We start from the raw sequence: 17,634 nt of genomic DNA on the forward strand, positions 1-17,634 counted from the left end.
CCTGTAGGCAAAGCACAGCTTTAAAGCCGGTTCACGCACAAAATTCCATGAGTATCACACTTCATTCCGAAATAGTTAACGACCTGCTCAAACTCGCGGTGGATAGTGGTGCGAGCGACATCGTGATTAAATCGGAAAGACCGGGCTATTTGCGGCTTGGCGGGCGTTTGCGTCCGGTGGAAATGGATCCGATTTCGTGTGAGCACGCGCAGGCGTTCGTAGACGAGAAAGTCCCGCGGGTTTTTAAAGATAAGTGGGAAAAGGACGGCCAGGTGGACTTTGCCTACGCGGCGGACGACATCGGTCGGTTTCGTGTGAACGCCTTTCACCAGCGCGGTCTAGTGAGCATCGTGTTTCGCCACATCAAGAGCCGCCCGCCGACTTTCGAGGAACTGAAAATCGAGGCCGACGCACTGGTGAAAATGGCGCAGGCGAAAGATGGTATTCTCCTCGTGTGCGGCGCAACAGGTTCGGGCAAAAGCTCCACGATGGCGGCGATGTTGAACTGGATTAACCAGAACATGGACAAACACATCGTTTCCATCGAAGACCCGATCGAATACACCTTCAGCGACGACAAATCATTGTTCCAGCAACGCGAAATCGGCCTCGATGTGCCGAGCTTCGAATTGGCGATCAAGTCGGTGCTGCGTCAGAATCCTGACATCATCCTCATCGGCGAAATGCGCGACAAGGAGACGTTTGAGACGGCGATTTCGGCGGCCGAGACGGGTCACTTGGTGTTCTCAACGATGCACGCGGCCACGGTGGCGCAATCGCTCACGCGTTTATTTGAGTTTTTCCCACCCGAGCAACTCGCGCAGGCGCGCCGCCAGATCGCGGGCTCGTTGCGCGGATTTATCTGTCAGAAATTAATTCCCGCGCTCGAAGGCGGCGGGCGTTACGCAGCGCACGAAATCCTGACGGCCGATGCGACCGTGCGAAATCTCATCCTCGACGGGCACAACGACAAGATTCAGCACCTGCTTGAGTCCAGTAGCGATTCGAGTAACAAATCGTTCAACAAAGATATCTATCGCCTGATCAAAGAAGGCAAAATCAGCAAAGCGGACGGCCTGCGTTTTTCGCCCAATCCTGCGGCGTTGGAGATGAATCTGAAGGGGATTTTCTTCAAAACCTGATGCGGCGGTGGCGGCACATTCTCCGCGGAGCGGCGCTCACAGTCGCCGTGCTCGCGCTACGCGGCCAGCAGAGTGGGGCTCCTTTGGAAAGCACGCAGTCGGAGCTCAAGGCATTGCAAAAGGCGCAGTCGCAGAAAAATTCATCGGAGGGCGGCAAAGCGTCGGTCAGTCTTCCCCAGCTACAAATTGTAACTCCGGGGGCAACTCCTCTCGAGATGCCTAATCCGCAGAAAATGGAAAAGGAGTTGGCGAAGAAAAAGGAGGCCCAGAAAAACTGGCTCGTCGACGGCGTGCAGCAGCTGGAGAAAAAACAGCAAGCGAAGGCCGAACGAGGCGACGCGATCAGCGCGCAGGGAACCCTGAACCCAGAGCAAGCAACGCAAGCTCCGGATAAAACGCCGGGGAGCTTGCTCGAGGTTTACACCGAGCAGCAAAATGAGGCGGAGAAAAAAGAGTCAGCAAAGCCTGCTGCAAAAACGGCACCTTTGGCCGATCCATTGGCACCTTTTCTCCGCGAATGGATGGGCAACTCTCCGGTGCGCGGGGAATTTTTCGATAAAGTCGCGCTCAAACCGGAGACCGGAGCTTCGCCGGTCGTTGCGAACGGCGGTTCTCCGGTAAGTGGAAATTCTTCTGCGATGAACGGTGGACCCGAATTTTCCGGTCGCGGAGCAGCCGAAATTCCTTCGGCGAAAAATCCATATTTGGCTGGAATCGAATCGCCGACCGTCCACGAGCCAAGTCGGCCCGCACCGGTTCCGGCCGGTCTTAATTTCAATGAGGCGTTATCCGGGTCTTTTGTGCCGTCCGCGGCAACAAATTCGGTTCCGCCGCTGCCTGAAAATCGGGTCAATTTCGGCGATAAAAAACCGCTCATCCCAGACCGGGCGGACGACAAAAAATACTTCCCGCAGCTGAAGAAATTTTAGGGCTTGGTTTTTAGACGTTCGGACGGTTTAACCGACCTTTCATCTATGTCAGTAGCACTCATTTTTGCAGGTCAGGGCGCCCAGAAAGTGGGCATGGGCAAGTCTTTATACGAAGGCTCGGCAGCGGCGCGCGTGCTTTACGATGAAGCCAATCAGGTTTTGGGCTGGGATTTGAAGAAAATCAGCTTCGAAGGCCCGGAAGCCGAGCTCACGCAAACCAAGGTCTGCCAGCCGGCCTTGTTTGTCCATGGATTGGCCCTGGTCGCGGCGCTGCGCGAGGCGGGCAAGCTGCCGGAAGTAAAATTTGCGATGGGTCTGAGCTTGGGCGAAGTCACCGCGCTGACCTCAGCTGGAGTGTTTGATTTTTCGACCGGTCTGAAGGTTGTCGCGGAACGCGGTCGATTGATGCAGCAAGCCTGCGAGAAAACGGTCGGCGGCATGGCGGCGATTATCGGTGAGGATCGGCCGAAAGTTTACGAGCTGTGCAAAGAATTCGGCATCGAAGCGGCCAACTTTAATGCGCCCGGCCAAATCATTGTTTCGGGCGAAAAGACGAGCGTCGATGCGCTGGTCGCTGCCGCGAAAGACAAAGGCTTGAAGCGCGTCATGGCGCTGAATGTCGCGGGCGCTTATCACAGCCGCTTGATGGAGCCGGCGCGCGCTGAGTTCGCGACGTATCTGGCGGGAATCACTTTTAACGCACCGAAGTTTACGGTGTTGAGCAACACGACCGGACAAGTGGTCAGCACGCCGAATGAGATTCGCGAAGCCTTGATCAAACAAGTCGTCTCGTCGGTGTTGTGGGAAGACTGCATGCGCAATTGCGTGGCGGCCGGTGCGACGGAATTTTGGGAATGTGGCCCGGGTGGTGTCCTCGCCGGATTGGCGCGTCGCACCGAGAAAACCTGGGTCGTCAAATCGTTTGCCGAGCTGGCCGACGTTATCGCTTGAGCATGTCTGCGCTTCTTACCCGTAACTTTTGTATCATTGCCCACGTCGATCACGGGAAAACGACGTTGTCCGACCGTTTGCTCGAATATACGAGCACCATCACGAAGCGGAACATGACCGACCAGCACTTGGACTCGATGGATCTCGAGAAAGAGCGCGGCATCACGATCAAGATGCATCCGGTGGTGATGAATTATCCGGCGAAGGACGGCCAGATCTACAAACTGCACCTGACGGACACGCCCGGACACGTGGATTTTGCGTATGAAGTGTCACGTTCACTCGCTGCCTGCGAAGGCGCGTTGTTGTTGATCGACGCCGCGCAAGGTGTCGAAGCGCAGACGGTGGCAAATGCTCATTTGGCGGAGCAGCAAGGCCTCAAAATTATTCCGGTCATCAACAAGATCGACCTGCCGAGCGCCAACCTCGAACTCTGCATGCGGCAGCTCGAGGACATCCTGACGATTCCTGCAGAGGAAGCGATTCTGGCGAGCGGCAAGTCGGGCATTGGCATTCAGGACATTCTCGAAGCGGTGGTGTCGCGGATTCCCGCGCCGCGTTGGACGGATTATCCGACCTTGCGAGCGCTGGTGTTCGACTCGAAATACGATGCCTATCGCGGCGTGATTTCGTATGCGCGCGTTTTCTCCGGCACGATCAAAGCCGGCGAAATGATGGCGCTGATGAGCACTAATCAACGTTCCGAGGTGAAGGAAGTCGGTGTGTTTCGTCCCGGCATGGAGAAGATCGACAAACTTGGGCCGGGCGACGTCGGCTACATCATCAGCAGCATCAAAAGCACCGATGATATCAAGATCGGCGACACCATCACGCATGCAAACAAACCGGCCTTGGAAATGCTGCCCGGCTACAAAGAAGTGCGGCCGATGGTGTATTGCGGCCTGTATCCGCTCGAGTCGGATGATTACGAGAAACTGAAAGTGGCGCTGGGTAAGTTGCGCTTGAACGACTCTGCGCTGATTTATTCATCCGAGAGTTCGGTGGCGCTCGGTTTCGGCTTTCGCTGCGGCTTCCTTGGATTGTTGCACATGGAAGTTGTGCAAGAGCGCATTCGTCGCGAATACGACGTCGAGATCATCTCCACTTACCCAAGCGTCGTTTACAAAGTGAAGAAACACGGGGGGGAAATCATCGAAGTGGATAACCCGGTGAATCTGCCGGATCCGGCCACGATCGATGAAATTTCGGAACCGACCATCAAGTCATCGATCCATATTCCCAACGAGTTCATGGGCGATATTCTCAGCTTGATCATGGAAAAGCGCGGCACGTGCGATCACACCGACACGCTCGACGGCGCGCGCGTGATGCTGACGTGCGCATTGCCGCTCAATGAAATCCTCGTCGATTTCAACGACCGCTTGAAGAGCATTACGCGCGGCTACGGCTCGATGGATTACGAACTCGGGGAATACCGTGTGTCCGATCTCGTGCGAATGGATATCCTCGTGAACAACGATCCAGTCGACGCGTTTGCCAGTATTGTGCACCGCTCGAAAGCGGAAGGTCAGGGGAGGTCGCTGTGCGAAAAACTGGCCGCGATTATTCCGCCGCAAATGTTTAAAATCGCGGTGCAAGCCGCGATCGGTGGGAAGATCATCGCGCGCGACAATGTTCGCGAGATGCGCAAAGACGTCACCGCGAAGTGCTACGGCGGCGATATTTCCCGTAAACGAAAGTTGCTCGATAAGCAGAAAGAGGGCAAAAAGAAGATGAAGCAAATCGGGCGAGTTTCGATTCCGCCCGACGCCTTCATCCAGGTGCTCAAGACCAACAGCTAATCCATTCGCTCAACCCCGCCGCCACCGTGTTCAGTTTTTTTTATTCCGAACAAAAAAAGATGCGGCAAAGCGCCGAGCACTGGCTCGAGGTGGCTGATCGCGTCTATAAATTTCGCCGCGACTTGCTCAGCGAGTCCCAAAATCAACGGCTGGTGAGCGCAGCCGGCGACGTGAAGACGCGGCTGAAAGAGCGCGCCGATGCGAGTAAACTGAAAATGGCCATCGAGTCGTTGGAGTCGGTCTTGCGCGACACGGGCGGACGAATTTACCCCGTTTCTTCGTTGCGCGAAAACGTCGAATTTTTCCTCGTTGCGGCCATTGTAATTCTTGGTTTGCGCGCGTATTTCATCCAGCCGTTTAAGATTCCGACGAATTCGATGTGGCCGAGTTACTACGGGATGACCGGCGAAGTTTTCCAAGCCGGCGAAGAGCCAGGATTGGCGCGTCGTGCCGCGCGTTTCGTTGGACTGGGCGCATCGAATTATTCGATCAAAGCACCGGCGGATGGCGAAGTGATGCTCGCGGTCACGCGCAGCGGATTTCCGGCGATCAGTTCAACTCCCGGTCGCAGCTTCTTCATTTTTCCAACGGTGTTGCATGAATACACCTTTTCGGTGGGCGGCCAGCTGACTAAAATCAGCTTGCCGGCGGATTTCGACCCGCGCCGGAAATGGTTGAGCGAAAGTTTTCCTCAAGCCGGCCGAATTGCCGGAAATCTTGAAAGCTCAATGTTGTCACTCCGCGACGGCGAACGCCGCGGCGAAGCGCGTGTTTACTGGCTGCCGCTGGGCAAAGCCGTGAAGCGCGGTGAGAATCTTTTTTCATTTGATATCCTGACCGGCGATTTGCTGTTCGTAGAACGCTTGAGCTACAATTTCGTGAAGCCGAAAGTCGGCTCTGGATTTGTTTTTAGAACCGAAAACATCAAAAGCCCCGAAATGCGCGATGCGGTGACCGGCGCGCAAATCAAGCAATATTACGTGAAACGTCTCGTTGGACTTCCTGGCGACAAATTGGAGGTCAAAGAGCCGGCGCTTTACCGAAACGGAGCTCCAATCGAAGGCTCCAGCGCGTTTGGCAAAAATGCGCGCAAAGAGGGTTTATACCCAGGTTATCAAAACAGCGGCTTATTGGAGAAAGACTCGGTTCTCAAGGTTCCGGAGCACGCATTCTTCGCCATGGGCGACAATTCGCCCGATAGTAAAGATGGCCGCGCTTGGGGATTTGTGCCTGAGAAAGAAGTCGTGGGACGGCCGTTGTTTATTTATTATCCGCTAACAACACGTTGGGGCCCAGCGCGTTAAACTTCGGTTTGGTCTATTCCGCATTTAGGCACAATGGACATTATGTCTAATATAGGATTGAAGCGGAATTTCAGATAGCTGGATTTTCACTGCGCCCTTTAGCGGCCAAGGAACCGCTCGATCTCTTTCAGGCAAGCTTCGGACGCGTCTTCCAAAACGTAATGCCCTGCTTTTTCGTCGTAAGTCGCCGCGGCATTCGGCAAGAGTTCGCGCCAGCGATCGTAGTAATGGCGGTTGAAACAGAAATCCTCGCCACCCCAAAGAATTCGCACCGGCAGTTCGTTGAGCATCGGTAGTTTCTCTTCGATTCGCGCAAGCGCTACGTCGCTGCTGGTGCCTCGCCCACTTGGGATATCCACGACAAAACGATGTGTCGCGATGCGGTTGGCCCAATTATCGTAAGGAAACAGGAATCCGCGTTTCACTTCCGCCGTCAACGGCTTGGTCACTGACATCCATGCGGCGGGCCCCGCAAAGCCGTTAAACCCGCGCACCAGCAGTTCGCCGATCAACGGAGCACGGCACAGCCGGATGCGCCACGGAACCACTGTGTCTGCAAACGCTGCGGTATTCAGAATCACGACCTTGCCGAACAAATGCGGCATCTCGAGCATCGTCCCCAAGCCGATCGGCCCGCCCCAATCGTGCACGATGAGATGCACTCTTTTCAGCCCCAGGCTTTCGATGAGTGCGCGCAGGTTTTTGATATGCTCACTTAACGTGTAATTAAAATCCTGCGGCTTGTCCGAGAGCCCACAGCCGATGTGATCTGGCGCGATGCAACGAATCTTGCCGCGCAAACCCAGCACGAGATTTCGGTAATAAAACGACCATGTCGGGTTTCCGTGAACCATCAGCACCGCTTCGTCGCCCGAACCTTCGTCGAGATAACTCATGACGCCGCGGCCCGTATCAAAGCGCTTCGGCTCGAACGGATAAATTTCCTGCAACCAGTTTGGCAATGTCTGCACCGCTTCGTTCATGTCACCATTCCACGGCTAGCATCAGGCTGTTGATACCGCTGCCAATGCCGAGCAACGCGGCTTTACCTCCACCTTTCAAAGCACCGCGTTTCGCCGCCAAGGCCAACGCGGTGGGCAGCGCGGCGGATCCGGTGTTTCCCAAGGTTTCAAACGTCGAATAATCCTTCGCCAAATCCAGTCCCACGGTCTCGTAAAGTTTGCGTCGATGCGTGCTGCCGACTTGGTGGCAGATAATGTGATTCGGTGTCGCGCGATCCCAGCCGCTTTCCTTTTCGAATAACTCCCAGGTGTTCCGCGCGACCTCTACGCCAGCGAGCAACAGCTGCTCGGAGTCGGTTTCCATCTGCAACGCTTCGCCGGCGGTGTCGCCCTGGCAAAGTGTGCTGTGCTGCGTCGCGGCATAATACGCGCCCGCAAGCAGGCGGTGTTTTTGCGCACCCGCTGGCAACAAGTCTTCGTGACACACAATCGCGCCCACCGCACCGGAGCCAATCGTGAGATTCGCGAAGAATGGTTTGATCTCGTTTCGCGTGAGCGGTTTTTCGAGCAGATGTTTCAGCGTTTGCTCGACGAGCGGCCGACCGTTTTCGCCGGCGACGACCATGCCGCAACGAATCTGACCGGAGTCAATCATCGCTCCGAGCGTCACGAGTCCGTTGAGAAATCCGAGACACGCATTCGATAAATCAAACACCTGCGTGTGCGCGCCGAGTCCAATTTTATGGTGCGCGAACGATGCCGTCGCGGGCTCCAACATATCGCGCGACACCGCGCAGTGGATAAACGTTTCGATGCGATCAGCGGCCAGCGACGACCCAGCCAGCACGGCTTTGCCGGCGGCGGCGCTGGCGTCGGACGGGCGCGTGCCGGGCGCCCACATGCGCCGCTCTTTGATCCCCGTCATCAACTCCAGGCGGCCGACAGGAAGTTTCAGGCGTTCGTAGAGTGGCGTCAGCCGTTCCTCGATGTGCGCGGAAGACCAAATTTCATCCGGCAAAACCGCGGCGATCGATTCGATGCAAGCGTGGCGAAAGCGCATGGCGGAATTATTTTTCCATCCGCATCGCGAGGCGGATGATTTCCTTGTCGAAAAAATTGGCGCCCAGTCCCGCGTCGACCACCAGCGTGGCTCCGTTCAAACCGCTGCTGCGTTCGCTCAAAAGAAAAACCGTCGTGTTGGCGACTTCTTGAGTTTCCAAATTCTTTTTCCGAAACGTGAGCTTTTCGGAATAGAGATAACTTTCCAGATACCCCGGAATTCCGGCGGACGCGCTGGTCTTCAAGGGCCCCGAGCCGACGACATTGAACCGCACTTCGGTGTCTGTGCTGAACGATTTCGCGAGAAAGCGACTGCACGAATCGAGCGCAGCTTTGATTGGGCCCATGTAGCCGTAATTATCTGGCGTCACTTGCAGCGAAGAAATGCCGATCGTTACCACCGAAGCGTTCCGAGCGAGATGCGGTTTTAACGCGTTGGATAACTCAACCAGAGAGAATGCGGAAATCGCACTCGCTTGCAGGAAATCCTTCCGCTTCGTCTCGTGGAATGGCTTGAAGCCTTCGCTGTAGTTCGCGAACGCGATCGAGTGCACGATGCCGTGCAATGGTGCGAGATTCGCCGCGGCCACTTCCGCGGCGAGTTTTTCGCAGGCGCCCTCTTGCTCGACGTCGCAGATGAAAACCAGTTTGCCCGCGAGCAGCGTTTCGAGGGATTTTTTGCGCGCTTCCGAACGCACGCTAAACACCACACGCGCGCCTTGCTCTTCGAGGGTTTTCGCGATGGCCCAAGCGACGCTTTTGCGATTCGCCACGCCCATCACGAGGTAGGTTTTGCCCGCGACGTTGAGGAAATCGCTCATGTCGTCACTTGGCCGTCGGGCTTCTTCCACGCCACCGAAAAATCCACGTTCATCACGCGCTTGTCGCCGTTCTTCATTGTGCCGCTCATGAAATGAAAATCGCCCATCGTTTCCTTGCGCTTCACTTCGATCGTCACGGTGTCACCGGGGTAAACCGGCAAACGGAAGCGCACGTCGCTGACTTTTGTGAGCAGCGGCACGCCACCCTGCCCGCCTGCTCCACCCGCCATCAATTTGGCCATCAGCAAGGCGCCAGTTTGGAAAACGCTTTCGCACAGCAACACGCCGGGCGTAATCGGTGCATTGGGATAATGGCCCTTGTAAAAATCCTCGTCCGCGCGCCACGTGCGTTTGGCCACGAGGACTTCGCCTTCGTGCGAAACGATTTCATCGACAAACAGAAACGGGGGACGGTGCGGGATGAGTTTTTCGACTTCGTTCATGGGATAAAGTTAAGCGGAAGTGGCGACGACGGCGGCGCGTTTTTTCGCGACGATCATCTTATCGACTTTGTTCGCCACGATGACGCCGTAGTTAATCGTGCCAAGCCAGCCTGACATGATGATTCCCACTGAGCCGGCGTGATAGAGGCCGGTTAATTGATCCGGCAAATCCATGGAAATCTTCAGGCCTTCGAACTTCGTGCCGAATGAGGTGCCTTTCCAGTGATGGGTGTAATATTCCACCGTCCGCGGCGTAGCCGCTTCCATCCAGTCGATCTTGCCGCGGACATCAGGAATAAATTTCTCCAACGACGTAATGGATTCCTCGATGAGCCGCTGTTTTTCCACCGCATACTGTTCAGGTGTGAGATTATTCCAGTCGTCGTATTTCGCGTTGATCGAGACGACCACCGTGTAGCGATCCGTGCCCGGACGGGTATCCGGATAATACATGGAAAACGTCCGGCTGCTGGTGTGCAGATCGACTAGCTTGTCGCTGGAAAATTTCGGCTCGTCCGACGTAAAGACAAGGTCGCCGATGTGCGGCAGCGTTTCGCCTTTCTTGATGCCGAGATAAACCTGGCATGAACTGCTGTTCACGCGCACGGCTTTCGTTTGTTCGACGAACTCAGGGGTGAAATTGTCCGCGCCCGCGAGACGAAGCACCGTGTTCTTGATGTTCGAGTTCGAAAGCACCGCGTCGCAGCGAATCGTGCGACCATTCGCCATGACGCCGGTGACGTGTTTTTTGCCGTCGCGTTCCTCGGTGAGGATTTTTTCCACCACGACATGTTTGCGGACATCGACGCCGTTGTTCTTTAGCTCAACGGCCATTTTTTTGATGAGCACATCGGTGCCACCTTGGAAGGTGTAAACGCCTTTGCTCATGAAATTCGAGAACACGATGCCGAAGGTGATCGCCGGGTCCGCCATCGTGGAGCCGTTGGCGTAGGCAATCGGCTCCATCAGCAAGCGCTGCACGTCGTCGCGGCCGGGGAAATAGCGCTCGAACATCTGCCCGGTGGTTTCCTGGTTATTATCGTAGAAGTTCATCGCGCGCAGGTCCGTGAAGAATCGCTCCACGGTTTCGGCGGGCACTTTGAAATTCTCAACCAGCTGGCGCGTGAAATCTTCGCGGTCGAACGTCGTGTCGATTTGGAACTGCGGATTGATGAAGCGCACGCCCTTCAACTGCACGATGGAATCCGCGATGTCCTGGCTCCAGTATTTGCGCACCGATTTGATCATCCCGATCGGAAAACCGTGCAGCGAAATATCGAAAATATGGCCGCCTTTGCGGGTGAACCACGTGGCGAGTCCGCCCAACTGATAATGGTGCTCGAGCAAGAGCACTTTGTGGCCGCATTTGGCCAGCACATTGGCTGCGGTGAGGCCACCCAAGCCGCTGCCAATCACCACGATGTCGTAGTGATCTTCGATTCCTTTTAACCAGTCGTAAGCCATGCGTAGCCGCCCAACTAAGTTGGGCACTTTCGAAAGCGCAATGGGGAATTTTAGCGCGACGCGAACCGGACTAACGCTTGCCCGATTTGAAGAAAAAAATGAGCCAAATCCCCAGCGCTGCGATTAGGATCAACCACCAAAAATAACGCAGTTCCCGCGCCGCGAGTTCCACGAACGCGAGCGCGCGCGGAAAAATCAAACACACGCCCACCAAAAGCAGGAGCGCGATCAGATACGCGGCGATGCGGCGGCCGTGCTGGGTCATCGCTTAACGGGGGTCGCGGGTGAAGTGGGCAAGCCAAGCGGCAGCAAGATATTCGCGCCGCCACCTGATTCGCCACCGGAACCGCCGATCACTAAGGGCGAGCGGCCGTCCCATTTTTCGACGATTTGCAATTGGATCAAACCGGGATTGTCGCGAATCGCTTCGGCGCGGATGCGGATGGCTTCGGCTTCGCCTTTTGCGCGGATGATCGCGGTGTCGGCTTCGATTTGAGTCTTTTGTTGGGTGAAACGTGCTTTGGCCGCTTCCTGTTCCTGCACCATCTTGGATTCGATCGCCGTCTCGAGTTCTTTGGAGAGCACGATGTTTTCCACGACGAGATCTTCGATTACCAGAATGTTGCCGATCTTTTCACGCGCGGCAGCGAGCGACTTGATTTTGATGTCCTCGCGTTTCTTCACGATCATCTCAGCACTCTGCAACGCGGCGACTTCTTTTAACGCTTCCTGCACGCGCGGCGCGATGAGGCTGTCGAACGGGTCGCCGGAATACTCGGTGAAGATTCTCACCACCGACGATTCCGGAATCCGATAAAGAATGCGGAGCGTCACGTCCACTTGCTGGAGGTCGGAGGAGTAACACTCGGTGGACATGGAGTTCGTCAGCTGACGCACGGGGACGTTGACGATATGCGACACGAAGGGAGATTTCGTGCCGAAGCCTTCGGGCTTAAACACCGGATTGACTTTTCCCAACGTTACTTCGACGCCGCGAAATCCGGGATCGACCACGTAGGTCGCTTGCGAAGCTCCGATCACAATGACGAGGATGATGAGGCCGATGCCGACAAGTTTGGCTGGGTGCATGCTTAAAATGCATCGGCGCTGGCCGGATGCAGCAAGGCTAAAGCCTTCCCGGGCAACTCAAGATCAGCCGCGCGTCGAAGCCTGCAATACGTGATAATTAGCCATCGAGATACCGCTCAGCATCGCACCGACGATTCCAAGAAACCCTTGGTCAGTTCCGCACAAGTAGAGATTCGAAAGATGCGTGCGCCCGTCGCGGATTTTAATTGGTGCGCCGTAGATCGCGCCGTTCAAGTGGCCGGTGAATTTTTTAATCGTGCGCGGGGTGAACATGTCACGCGCGAGTTCGCTTTTAGCGAGCACCTCGTCGTTCACGCGAGGGAGAAATCTCCGTGCGCTTGTCACCGCCGCGTCGAACCAGCGGTTCTTGTCGGCTTGGTAGTCTGATTCGGGCAGATGCGCCCAGAGATCGTAGTTTGCGAGGCACGTCACGCGAAGCAGCCCTTCCGGCAGTTGTTCACCGCCAAAATCAAAATTGTTGGGCAGGCAAATCACGCCGCTGCGCAGATCCACTTGGCGTCGCGCACGCTCGTAATGGAATCTTTCCGAGTCGTTGAAAAAGATAATCGTGTCGTCGCCCCAACCCCACGAAGCCGGTTGTTCTTTGAATGCGCTGATCGTTTCGACGAATGAAAGCGCGCCGGTGTTGGCAGCGGCTTCGGTTTCGTGGGCGGGAGCGCAAAGTTTCATCGTTTCGGGAAACCCGACCGAAGAGATTACATGCTCGGCGGTCACTTCGCTGCCGTCGTCGAGGATGAGGCGGCTCGCCCTGCCCTGTGCTTCCACGATGCGCGCCACGCCGCATTTCATCCGGCGCTCGCCCCCGGCCTGGCGGTATTTTTCCAATAGCACGCGGATGATCACGCGCACGCCATCGAGCGGCCGCGCGAAGCCTTCGAGAAAAAGCGCTTTGAACATGATCACGAACTGGCCGAACTCCATGTCGTGTTCCTGCGCGCTGCCGTAATACATCACGGGGCAAAAAATCATGTCCGTGAGCAGCGGATCGCTAATGTGGCGCGCCACAATTTCGCGTGCGGACATGGCTTTGGCATCGAGCGAAACGTCATCGTAAATGCGCACGAGCTGCACGAGCGCTCGCCAGCCGTCCGCTTGCGCGGGGAATTTTTCCACGACTTCCTGATCGAGCACGGCGAAGTCGTTGGTGAAGCGCAGCGTGGTTTCTCCGTTCGGGCCGAATGAGATTTTCGACTGCTTCTGCGGGCGCAGCGCGAACTCATCGCGATCAATCCGCAGTTGGCGCAGCAATTTGCCGAGCGGGGTGCCTTTCACGCCGGGCGCGACATAGTTGGTCATCGCGTGCAACCCGACGTCGTATTTGCGGCCGGCGATGCTGTAGAAACTATTCAAACCTCCGGGTGCATTATGGCGCTCGAAGATGCAGACTTTTTTCCCGAAATGCGCCAAGCGGATGCCCGCGGCCAAACCGGACATGCCGGCGCCGATGATGACGACGTCGTAGTGGGATTCCTTCATGCGCGGACTTAAGAAATGAAAAAGGCGGGATCAGTGATCCCGCCTAATCACAGAAATCAAATCAAGCTCAGGCTTTCGCGGCGAACTTGGGCGTCAGGTATTCCGCGCAGCTGTCGAGCGAAGCGAGGTGCGTGTAATCAGCCTCGGGCACTTCGATGCCGTGGCGTTTGCGCAGCTCCATCACGATGTCGAGGAAGTCCATGGAGTCCAACTGCAGCTGGTCGCGAAGCTTGATCTCAGGCTTGATGCCGTTGAGGTCTTCGTCCGGAGCGATATCGGAGATGATGTCGATAACCAGTTTCTTGCAGTCGTCTTTCGTCATGGAGGTGCGTGGAATTAGGCCACAAAACGTTTAATTACCAGCGTAGAATTTATCCCGAGCATTCCGAACGAATTATTTAAAATCACGTCGATCGGCTGGTCGGCTTTGCGAGGCTGATTAATCACGAGGCCCGGTATATCGCACTGAGGGTCAAGGTTATCGACGTTGATCGACGCGTGCACGATGCCATCGTCGAAACTCGGCAGATTTCCCGCCAACTCCAACGCGCCGGCAGCGCCCATCGCGTGGCCGATAAAACTCTTGGTGTTGTTGATGTGAGGAGGCGTGCTGCGACTCTTAAAAACTTCCGCGATGGCCTGGCATTCCTGAATATCCCCGAGAGGCGTGGCCGTGGCATGCGTGTTTACTAAGTCGATGTCTTCAACGGTCATGCCGGCGTGGGCGATGGCTTTGCGGACGCACTCGGCCTGGCGCTCGGGATTGGGCAACACGTAGTCGGTGGCATCGGAGTTCACGTGGTAGCCAGCGATTTCGCCGTAGATTTTCGCGCCCCTCGCCTGCGCATCTTCAAGGCGTTCGAGCGTGTAAATGCAGCCGCCTTCGGAAATGACGATGCCGTTGCGGGCTTTGTCAAACGGGCGGCTGGCTTTGGTCGGGTCTTCGTGCGCGGCGAGCGCGTTCTGGCTTTTGAAGCCGGCGAAAATCCCGAACGTTTGCGGGCTTTCGCTCACGCCGCCGCCGAACGCGAAATCGATTTCGCCTAGTCGCAACATCTGCGCCGCGTGGATCAGGCCCATATTGCCTGCGGCGCAGGCCGCGCCGATCGTGTAAGCGGGGCCCGTGATGCCGAGATTGAGCGACACTTCGCCGGCGGGATTATTCGCGACCGTGCGAGGGTTGTGATGGTGGGTCCAGAACTTTGTGTCGTAGTTGAATTTGGAGATATTATAGACCTCGTTCTCGGTCTCGACGTTGCCATGCTCGGTGATCCCCAAATATATCCCGATGCGACTCCGGTCGCGGGCTTCGAGATTTATGCCGCTGTCGACCAGTGCTTCACGCGCGCAATAGATGCTGATGCCACCCGCCCGCGTGCCGATGCGCACATCCTTTTTCTTCTGATACTTCAGTGGGTCAAAGGTGCACATGCCCGCCGGATGACGGCCCATGAAGCGCACATCGACAGTGGTGATGCCGGAGACGCCATTGAGCAAATTCTGGCGGAACTCGCTCAAGGAGTTACCGTTGGGGGCCGTGAGGCCGATGCCGGTTATGACAATGCGTGTTTGCTTCATACAGATTTTTGCGGGAATAGAATGATTTGCCTAGCCAGTGAAAACCTAAAAGCAATAAAAGGATAGATTCATGAAAGTTCTCGTCGCCGGCGGTGCCGGATACATTGGCAGTCATTGCGTCCGTCAACTCATCGCGGCCGGCCACAAGCCCGTCGTGGTCGATAACCTCTCCTACGGCCACAAAGCCGCCGTGCCGGACACTGTCCCTTTCCACGACGTAAACCTCGGCGACAGCGTCGCGCTGGATCGAATTTTCAAGAATGAGCAAATCGACGTCGTGATGCATTTCGCCGCTTTCGCTTACGTCGGCGAATCTGTCACGAAACCACTGAAATACTACATCAACAACACCTCGGCGACTTACACGCTGCTGGACTCGATGTTAAAGCATGGCGTGAAGAAATTTGTGTTTTCGTCGACTTGCGCGACCTACGGCATCGTGAAATCGCTGCCCATCGTCGAGGATATGCCGCAAGCGCCGATTAACCCCTACGGTCAAACCAAGCTCGATGTCGAAATCGCGCTTAAGGCACTCGCCTACGGTCAAGGCCTTAGCTTCGCGACTTTCCGCTACTTCAACGCCGCCGGTGCCGCCGAAGACGGATCGATTGGCGAGGATCACAATCCCGAGACGCACCTCATCCCGCTTGCCTTCGGGGCGGCGCAAGGGTTGCGCCCGGCCCTACAGATTTTCGGTGACGATTACCCGACGCCGGATGGCACCTGCTTGCGTGACTACGTGCACGTGGACGATTTGAGCCGCGCACATATTGCGGTATTTGAAAAACTCGAACAACCAGGCGCGGCGCTTTTCTACAATCTCGGCACCGGACAACCGACTTCAGTTAGGGAAGTCATCACCGCGGTCGAAAAAGTCTCCGGCCTGAAGGTGCCGGTGAATTACACCACGCGTCGTGAAGGCGATCCGCCAGCGTTGTATGCGAATTCAACCAAGGCTCAAACCGAACTCGGTTGGAAACCCAAATACCTGTCCATCGAGCCGATCATCGAAACCGCGTGGCGCTGGCACGAGAGGAAGCCCAAGGGCTATCAGGATCGGTGAACTTCGTAGGTGGAACCTGCCCGGAAGATAGGTTCTAGGATAATCGCGATCTTCTGAGCCAAGCGTTCATCCTCACAGCCCGCTCGGAGGTCGGGTTCCACCATCGCGAAGTGAGCAAGGCTCAGCGTTTCTTCGCGCCCGCCTTCTTTGCCGATTTCGCGGTGGCGGCGGATTTCTCTTCGGCCTGGTCTGCCGCAGATTCGTCGCGCGTGACGAAAGCCTGTTCGACCACCGCAAGCATGTCGTCGGGATTCGAAACTTTGAGCCGCTCGTAAAGTTGATCGAACAATGTTTCTAATGCGGTTTCTCCCCCGGTGACTTCGCCGCGCACTTCGTCGGGCAAATCTTTGGGGAGAATCGTATCGCCGCGCGCGATGACCGCGCTGCGGTAAATCATATTCTCAAGTTCGCGCACGTTGCCGCGCCAGTGGTGCCGGCACAAAATCGCGAGCGCTTCGGGAGAGACTTTACGCGCTTTCGTCTTCTTCGTTTTCGCGAGATTCTGCAGGAAGAAATCGACGATTTGCGGGATGTCCTCGATGCGCTCGCGCAACGGGGGCAGGCGCAGCCGCACGACGTTCAACCGGTAATAAAGATCCTCGCGGAATTCCTTATCCTTCACGAGCTGCTCGAGGTCTTTGTTCGTCGCGGCGATGACGCGGACATTGACCTTGAGCGTTTCCGAACTGCCGACGCGTTGGATTTCGCCTTCCTGCAGCACGCGTAAAATTTTCGTCTGGGTCGGCGCGGTCATGTCGCCGATTTCATCTAGAAAGATGGTGCCGCCGTCGCATACTTCGAATTTACCGAGGCGTTGGCCGGTCGCACCGGTGAAGGCGCCGCGTTCGTGGCCGAAGAGTTCGCTTTCGATCAGGCTTTCTGGAATCGCCGAGCAGTTGACCGCGACAAACGGTTTGGTGCTGCGATGACTGTGCCGGTGAATGCTGCGGGCGATGAGCTCCTTCCCCGTGCCGCTTTCGCCGGTGATCATGACAGTCACGTCGCTCGCGGCGACCTGGCCGATGACTTTGAACACCTGCTGCATCGGAGACGATGCGCCGACGATGCCTTCCTTATGATCCTCGGAATTGATGACGGGCAACACGCCGCCGGCCGAGCGGATGTCCGCTTGGGTGCGCAACGCACTTTCGACCAACGCGAGCAGCTTGGGCGGGTCGAACGGTTTCACCACATAATCAAACGCGCCAAACTTCATCGCTTCGATCGCGGTCTGCGCGGTGCCGTAAGCGGTCATCAAAATCACAAGCTGTTTCGGGTTCGCTGCGCGGATGTGCTGGAGGGTTTCGAGCCCCGTCATGCCGTTCATGCGGTTATCGAGCAGCACGACGTCCGGGGCTTGGCGTTTGACGGCGGCGACGCCCTCCTCACCGCTCGGGGCTTCCTGCACCTTGTAGTTGCGCGAGGAAAGCACGCGGTTGAGCGAGTAGCGCACCTCGGTGTCGTCATCGACTACGAGGATATACGGAACGGCGGCGGACTCGGACATGGCGGGAGTGGTCAAAATGATTA

17 protein-coding genes are annotated in these 17,634 nt (G+C 56.4%); 6 read left to right on the top strand and 11 right to left on the bottom strand.

Annotated features, from left to right (window positions below; translation table 11 throughout):
• Positions 1 to 47: 47 nt before the first annotated feature.
• The 5 genes from ACRRQW_RS17685 to lepB are packed head-to-tail and all read left to right on the top strand — an operon-like array spanning position 48 to position 6,128.
• On the top strand, positions 48 to 1,142 hold the full coding sequence (locus ACRRQW_RS17685) for a type IV pilus twitching motility protein PilT (RefSeq protein ID WP_438482943.1): 1,095 nt from the start codon (positions 48 to 50) through the stop codon (positions 1,140 to 1,142).
• Between the two features lie 47 nt (positions 1,143 to 1,189).
• Entirely contained in the window at positions 1,190 to 2,071 is an 882-nt protein-coding gene (locus ACRRQW_RS17690) for a hypothetical protein (RefSeq protein ID WP_438482944.1), read from the top strand.
• 45 nt (positions 2,072 to 2,116) lie between these two features.
• On the top strand, positions 2,117 to 3,022 hold the full coding sequence (gene fabD, locus ACRRQW_RS17695) for an ACP S-malonyltransferase (protein ID WP_438482946.1): 906 nt from the start codon (positions 2,117 to 2,119) through the stop codon (positions 3,020 to 3,022).
• A 2-nt stretch (positions 3,023 to 3,024) separates the two neighbouring features.
• Positions 3,025 to 4,824 carry a translation elongation factor 4 gene (gene lepA, locus ACRRQW_RS17700; RefSeq protein WP_438482948.1) on the top strand — a complete coding sequence of 600 codons (1,800 nt, stop codon included), beginning with the start codon at positions 3,025 to 3,027 and terminating at the stop codon, positions 4,822 to 4,824.
• Between the two features lie 26 nt (positions 4,825 to 4,850).
• The gene (gene lepB, locus ACRRQW_RS17705) at positions 4,851 to 6,128 is read left to right on the top strand and encodes a signal peptidase I (RefSeq protein ID WP_438482949.1); all 1,278 of its coding nucleotides are present in this window, start codon (positions 4,851 to 4,853) and stop codon (positions 6,126 to 6,128) included.
• 98 nt (positions 6,129 to 6,226) lie between these two features.
• Here lepB and ACRRQW_RS17710 read toward each other — a convergent pair whose 3' ends face one another.
• The 10 genes from ACRRQW_RS17710 to ACRRQW_RS17755 all read right to left on the bottom strand — a co-directional run bounded on the left by ACRRQW_RS17710 (position 6,227) and on the right by ACRRQW_RS17755 (position 15,041).
• Positions 6,227 to 7,111: an alpha/beta fold hydrolase gene (locus ACRRQW_RS17710; protein WP_438482950.1), complete on the bottom strand. Its 885-nt coding sequence runs from the start codon at positions 7,109 to 7,111 to the stop codon at positions 6,227 to 6,229.
• A gap of 1 nt (position 7,112) precedes the next feature.
• A complete protein-coding gene (locus ACRRQW_RS17715; RefSeq protein WP_438482951.1) occupies positions 7,113 to 8,150 on the bottom strand; it encodes a 3-oxoacyl-ACP synthase III in 1,038 nt (345 codons plus the stop codon).
• A 7-nt stretch (positions 8,151 to 8,157) separates the two neighbouring features.
• On the bottom strand, positions 8,158 to 8,970 hold the full coding sequence (locus tag ACRRQW_RS17720; RefSeq protein WP_438482952.1) for an enoyl-ACP reductase FabI: 813 nt from the start codon (positions 8,968 to 8,970) through the stop codon (positions 8,158 to 8,160).
• Positions 8,967 to 9,413 (bottom strand): 3-hydroxyacyl-ACP dehydratase FabZ family protein, encoded by a 447-nt coding sequence (locus ACRRQW_RS17725; RefSeq protein ID WP_438482953.1) that lies wholly within the window; start codon positions 9,411 to 9,413, stop codon positions 8,967 to 8,969. The genes ACRRQW_RS17720 and ACRRQW_RS17725 overlap by 4 nt, the downstream gene beginning before the upstream one ends.
• Positions 9,414 to 9,422: 9 nt before the next feature.
• Complete coding sequence (locus ACRRQW_RS17730) at positions 9,423 to 10,877, bottom strand: phytoene desaturase family protein (RefSeq protein WP_438483300.1); 1,455 nt, start codon at positions 10,875 to 10,877, stop codon at positions 9,423 to 9,425.
• A 70-nt stretch (positions 10,878 to 10,947) separates the two neighbouring features.
• A complete protein-coding gene (locus tag ACRRQW_RS17735) occupies positions 10,948 to 11,142 on the bottom strand; it encodes a hypothetical protein (RefSeq protein WP_438482954.1) in 195 nt (64 codons plus the stop codon).
• Positions 11,139 to 11,966: a prohibitin family protein gene (locus tag ACRRQW_RS17740; protein ID WP_438482955.1), complete on the bottom strand. Its 828-nt coding sequence runs from the start codon at positions 11,964 to 11,966 to the stop codon at positions 11,139 to 11,141. Before ACRRQW_RS17740 ends, ACRRQW_RS17735 begins: the two co-directional genes overlap by 4 nt.
• Before the next feature lie 63 nt (positions 11,967 to 12,029).
• A complete protein-coding gene (locus ACRRQW_RS17745) occupies positions 12,030 to 13,463 on the bottom strand; it encodes a phytoene desaturase family protein (protein WP_438482956.1) in 1,434 nt (477 codons plus the stop codon).
• A gap of 67 nt (positions 13,464 to 13,530) precedes the next feature.
• A complete protein-coding gene (locus tag ACRRQW_RS17750) occupies positions 13,531 to 13,785 on the bottom strand; it encodes an acyl carrier protein (RefSeq protein ID WP_438482957.1) in 255 nt (84 codons plus the stop codon).
• A 14-nt stretch (positions 13,786 to 13,799) separates the two neighbouring features.
• Positions 13,800 to 15,041 carry a beta-ketoacyl-[acyl-carrier-protein] synthase family protein gene (locus tag ACRRQW_RS17755; RefSeq protein WP_438482958.1) on the bottom strand — a complete coding sequence of 414 codons (1,242 nt, stop codon included), beginning with the start codon at positions 15,039 to 15,041 and terminating at the stop codon, positions 13,800 to 13,802.
• 70 nt (positions 15,042 to 15,111) lie between these two features.
• On the opposite strand from ACRRQW_RS17755, the gene galE reads away from it, so the two are divergent.
• A complete protein-coding gene (galE, locus tag ACRRQW_RS17760; protein WP_438482959.1) occupies positions 15,112 to 16,104 on the top strand; it encodes a UDP-glucose 4-epimerase GalE in 993 nt (330 codons plus the stop codon).
• Positions 16,105 to 16,225: 121 nt separating this feature from the next.
• On the opposite strand, the gene ACRRQW_RS17765 is transcribed toward galE, so the two are convergent.
• Complete coding sequence (locus ACRRQW_RS17765) at positions 16,226 to 17,611, bottom strand: sigma-54-dependent transcriptional regulator (protein WP_438482960.1); 1,386 nt, start codon at positions 17,609 to 17,611, stop codon at positions 16,226 to 16,228.
• Positions 17,612 to 17,634: the final 23 nt, after the last annotated feature.

The sequence above is a fragment of the Oleiharenicola lentus genome (assembly GCF_051660365.1).
In the GTDB taxonomy this organism is placed as follows: Bacteria; Verrucomicrobiota; Verrucomicrobiia; order Opitutales; family Opitutaceae; genus Lacunisphaera; species Lacunisphaera lenta_A.

Coding starts and splice junctions, on each gene's coding strand:
- fabD (WP_438482946.1), top strand. CDS start 2,117: ATGTCAGTAGCACTCATTTTTGCAGGTCAGGGCGCCCAGAAAGTGGGC.
- ACRRQW_RS17740 (WP_438482955.1), bottom strand. CDS start 11,966: ATGCACCCAGCCAAACTTGTCGGCATCGGCCTCATCATCCTCGTCATT.
- ACRRQW_RS17730 (WP_438483300.1), bottom strand. CDS start 10,877: ATGGCTTACGACTGGTTAAAAGGAATCGAAGATCACTACGACATCGTG.
- ACRRQW_RS17715 (WP_438482951.1), bottom strand. CDS start 8,150: ATGCGCTTTCGCCACGCTTGCATCGAATCGATCGCCGCGGTTTTGCCG.
- ACRRQW_RS17750 (WP_438482957.1), bottom strand. CDS start 13,785: ATGACGAAAGACGACTGCAAGAAACTGGTTATCGACATCATCTCCGAT.
- lepA (WP_438482948.1), top strand. CDS start 3,025: ATGTCTGCGCTTCTTACCCGTAACTTTTGTATCATTGCCCACGTCGAT.
- ACRRQW_RS17735 (WP_438482954.1), bottom strand. CDS start 11,142: ATGACCCAGCACGGCCGCCGCATCGCCGCGTATCTGATCGCGCTCCTG.
- ACRRQW_RS17755 (WP_438482958.1), bottom strand. CDS start 15,041: ATGAAGCAAACACGCATTGTCATAACCGGCATCGGCCTCACGGCCCCC.
- ACRRQW_RS17685 (WP_438482943.1), top strand. CDS start 48: ATGAGTATCACACTTCATTCCGAAATAGTTAACGACCTGCTCAAACTC.
- ACRRQW_RS17725 (WP_438482953.1), bottom strand. CDS start 9,413: ATGAACGAAGTCGAAAAACTCATCCCGCACCGTCCCCCGTTTCTGTTT.
- ACRRQW_RS17710 (WP_438482950.1), bottom strand. CDS start 7,111: ATGAACGAAGCGGTGCAGACATTGCCAAACTGGTTGCAGGAAATTTAT.
- galE (WP_438482959.1), top strand. CDS start 15,112: ATGAAAGTTCTCGTCGCCGGCGGTGCCGGATACATTGGCAGTCATTGC.
- ACRRQW_RS17720 (WP_438482952.1), bottom strand. CDS start 8,970: ATGAGCGATTTCCTCAACGTCGCGGGCAAAACCTACCTCGTGATGGGC.
- ACRRQW_RS17745 (WP_438482956.1), bottom strand. CDS start 13,463: ATGAAGGAATCCCACTACGACGTCGTCATCATCGGCGCCGGCATGTCC.
- ACRRQW_RS17765 (WP_438482960.1), bottom strand. CDS start 17,611: ATGTCCGAGTCCGCCGCCGTTCCGTATATCCTCGTAGTCGATGACGAC.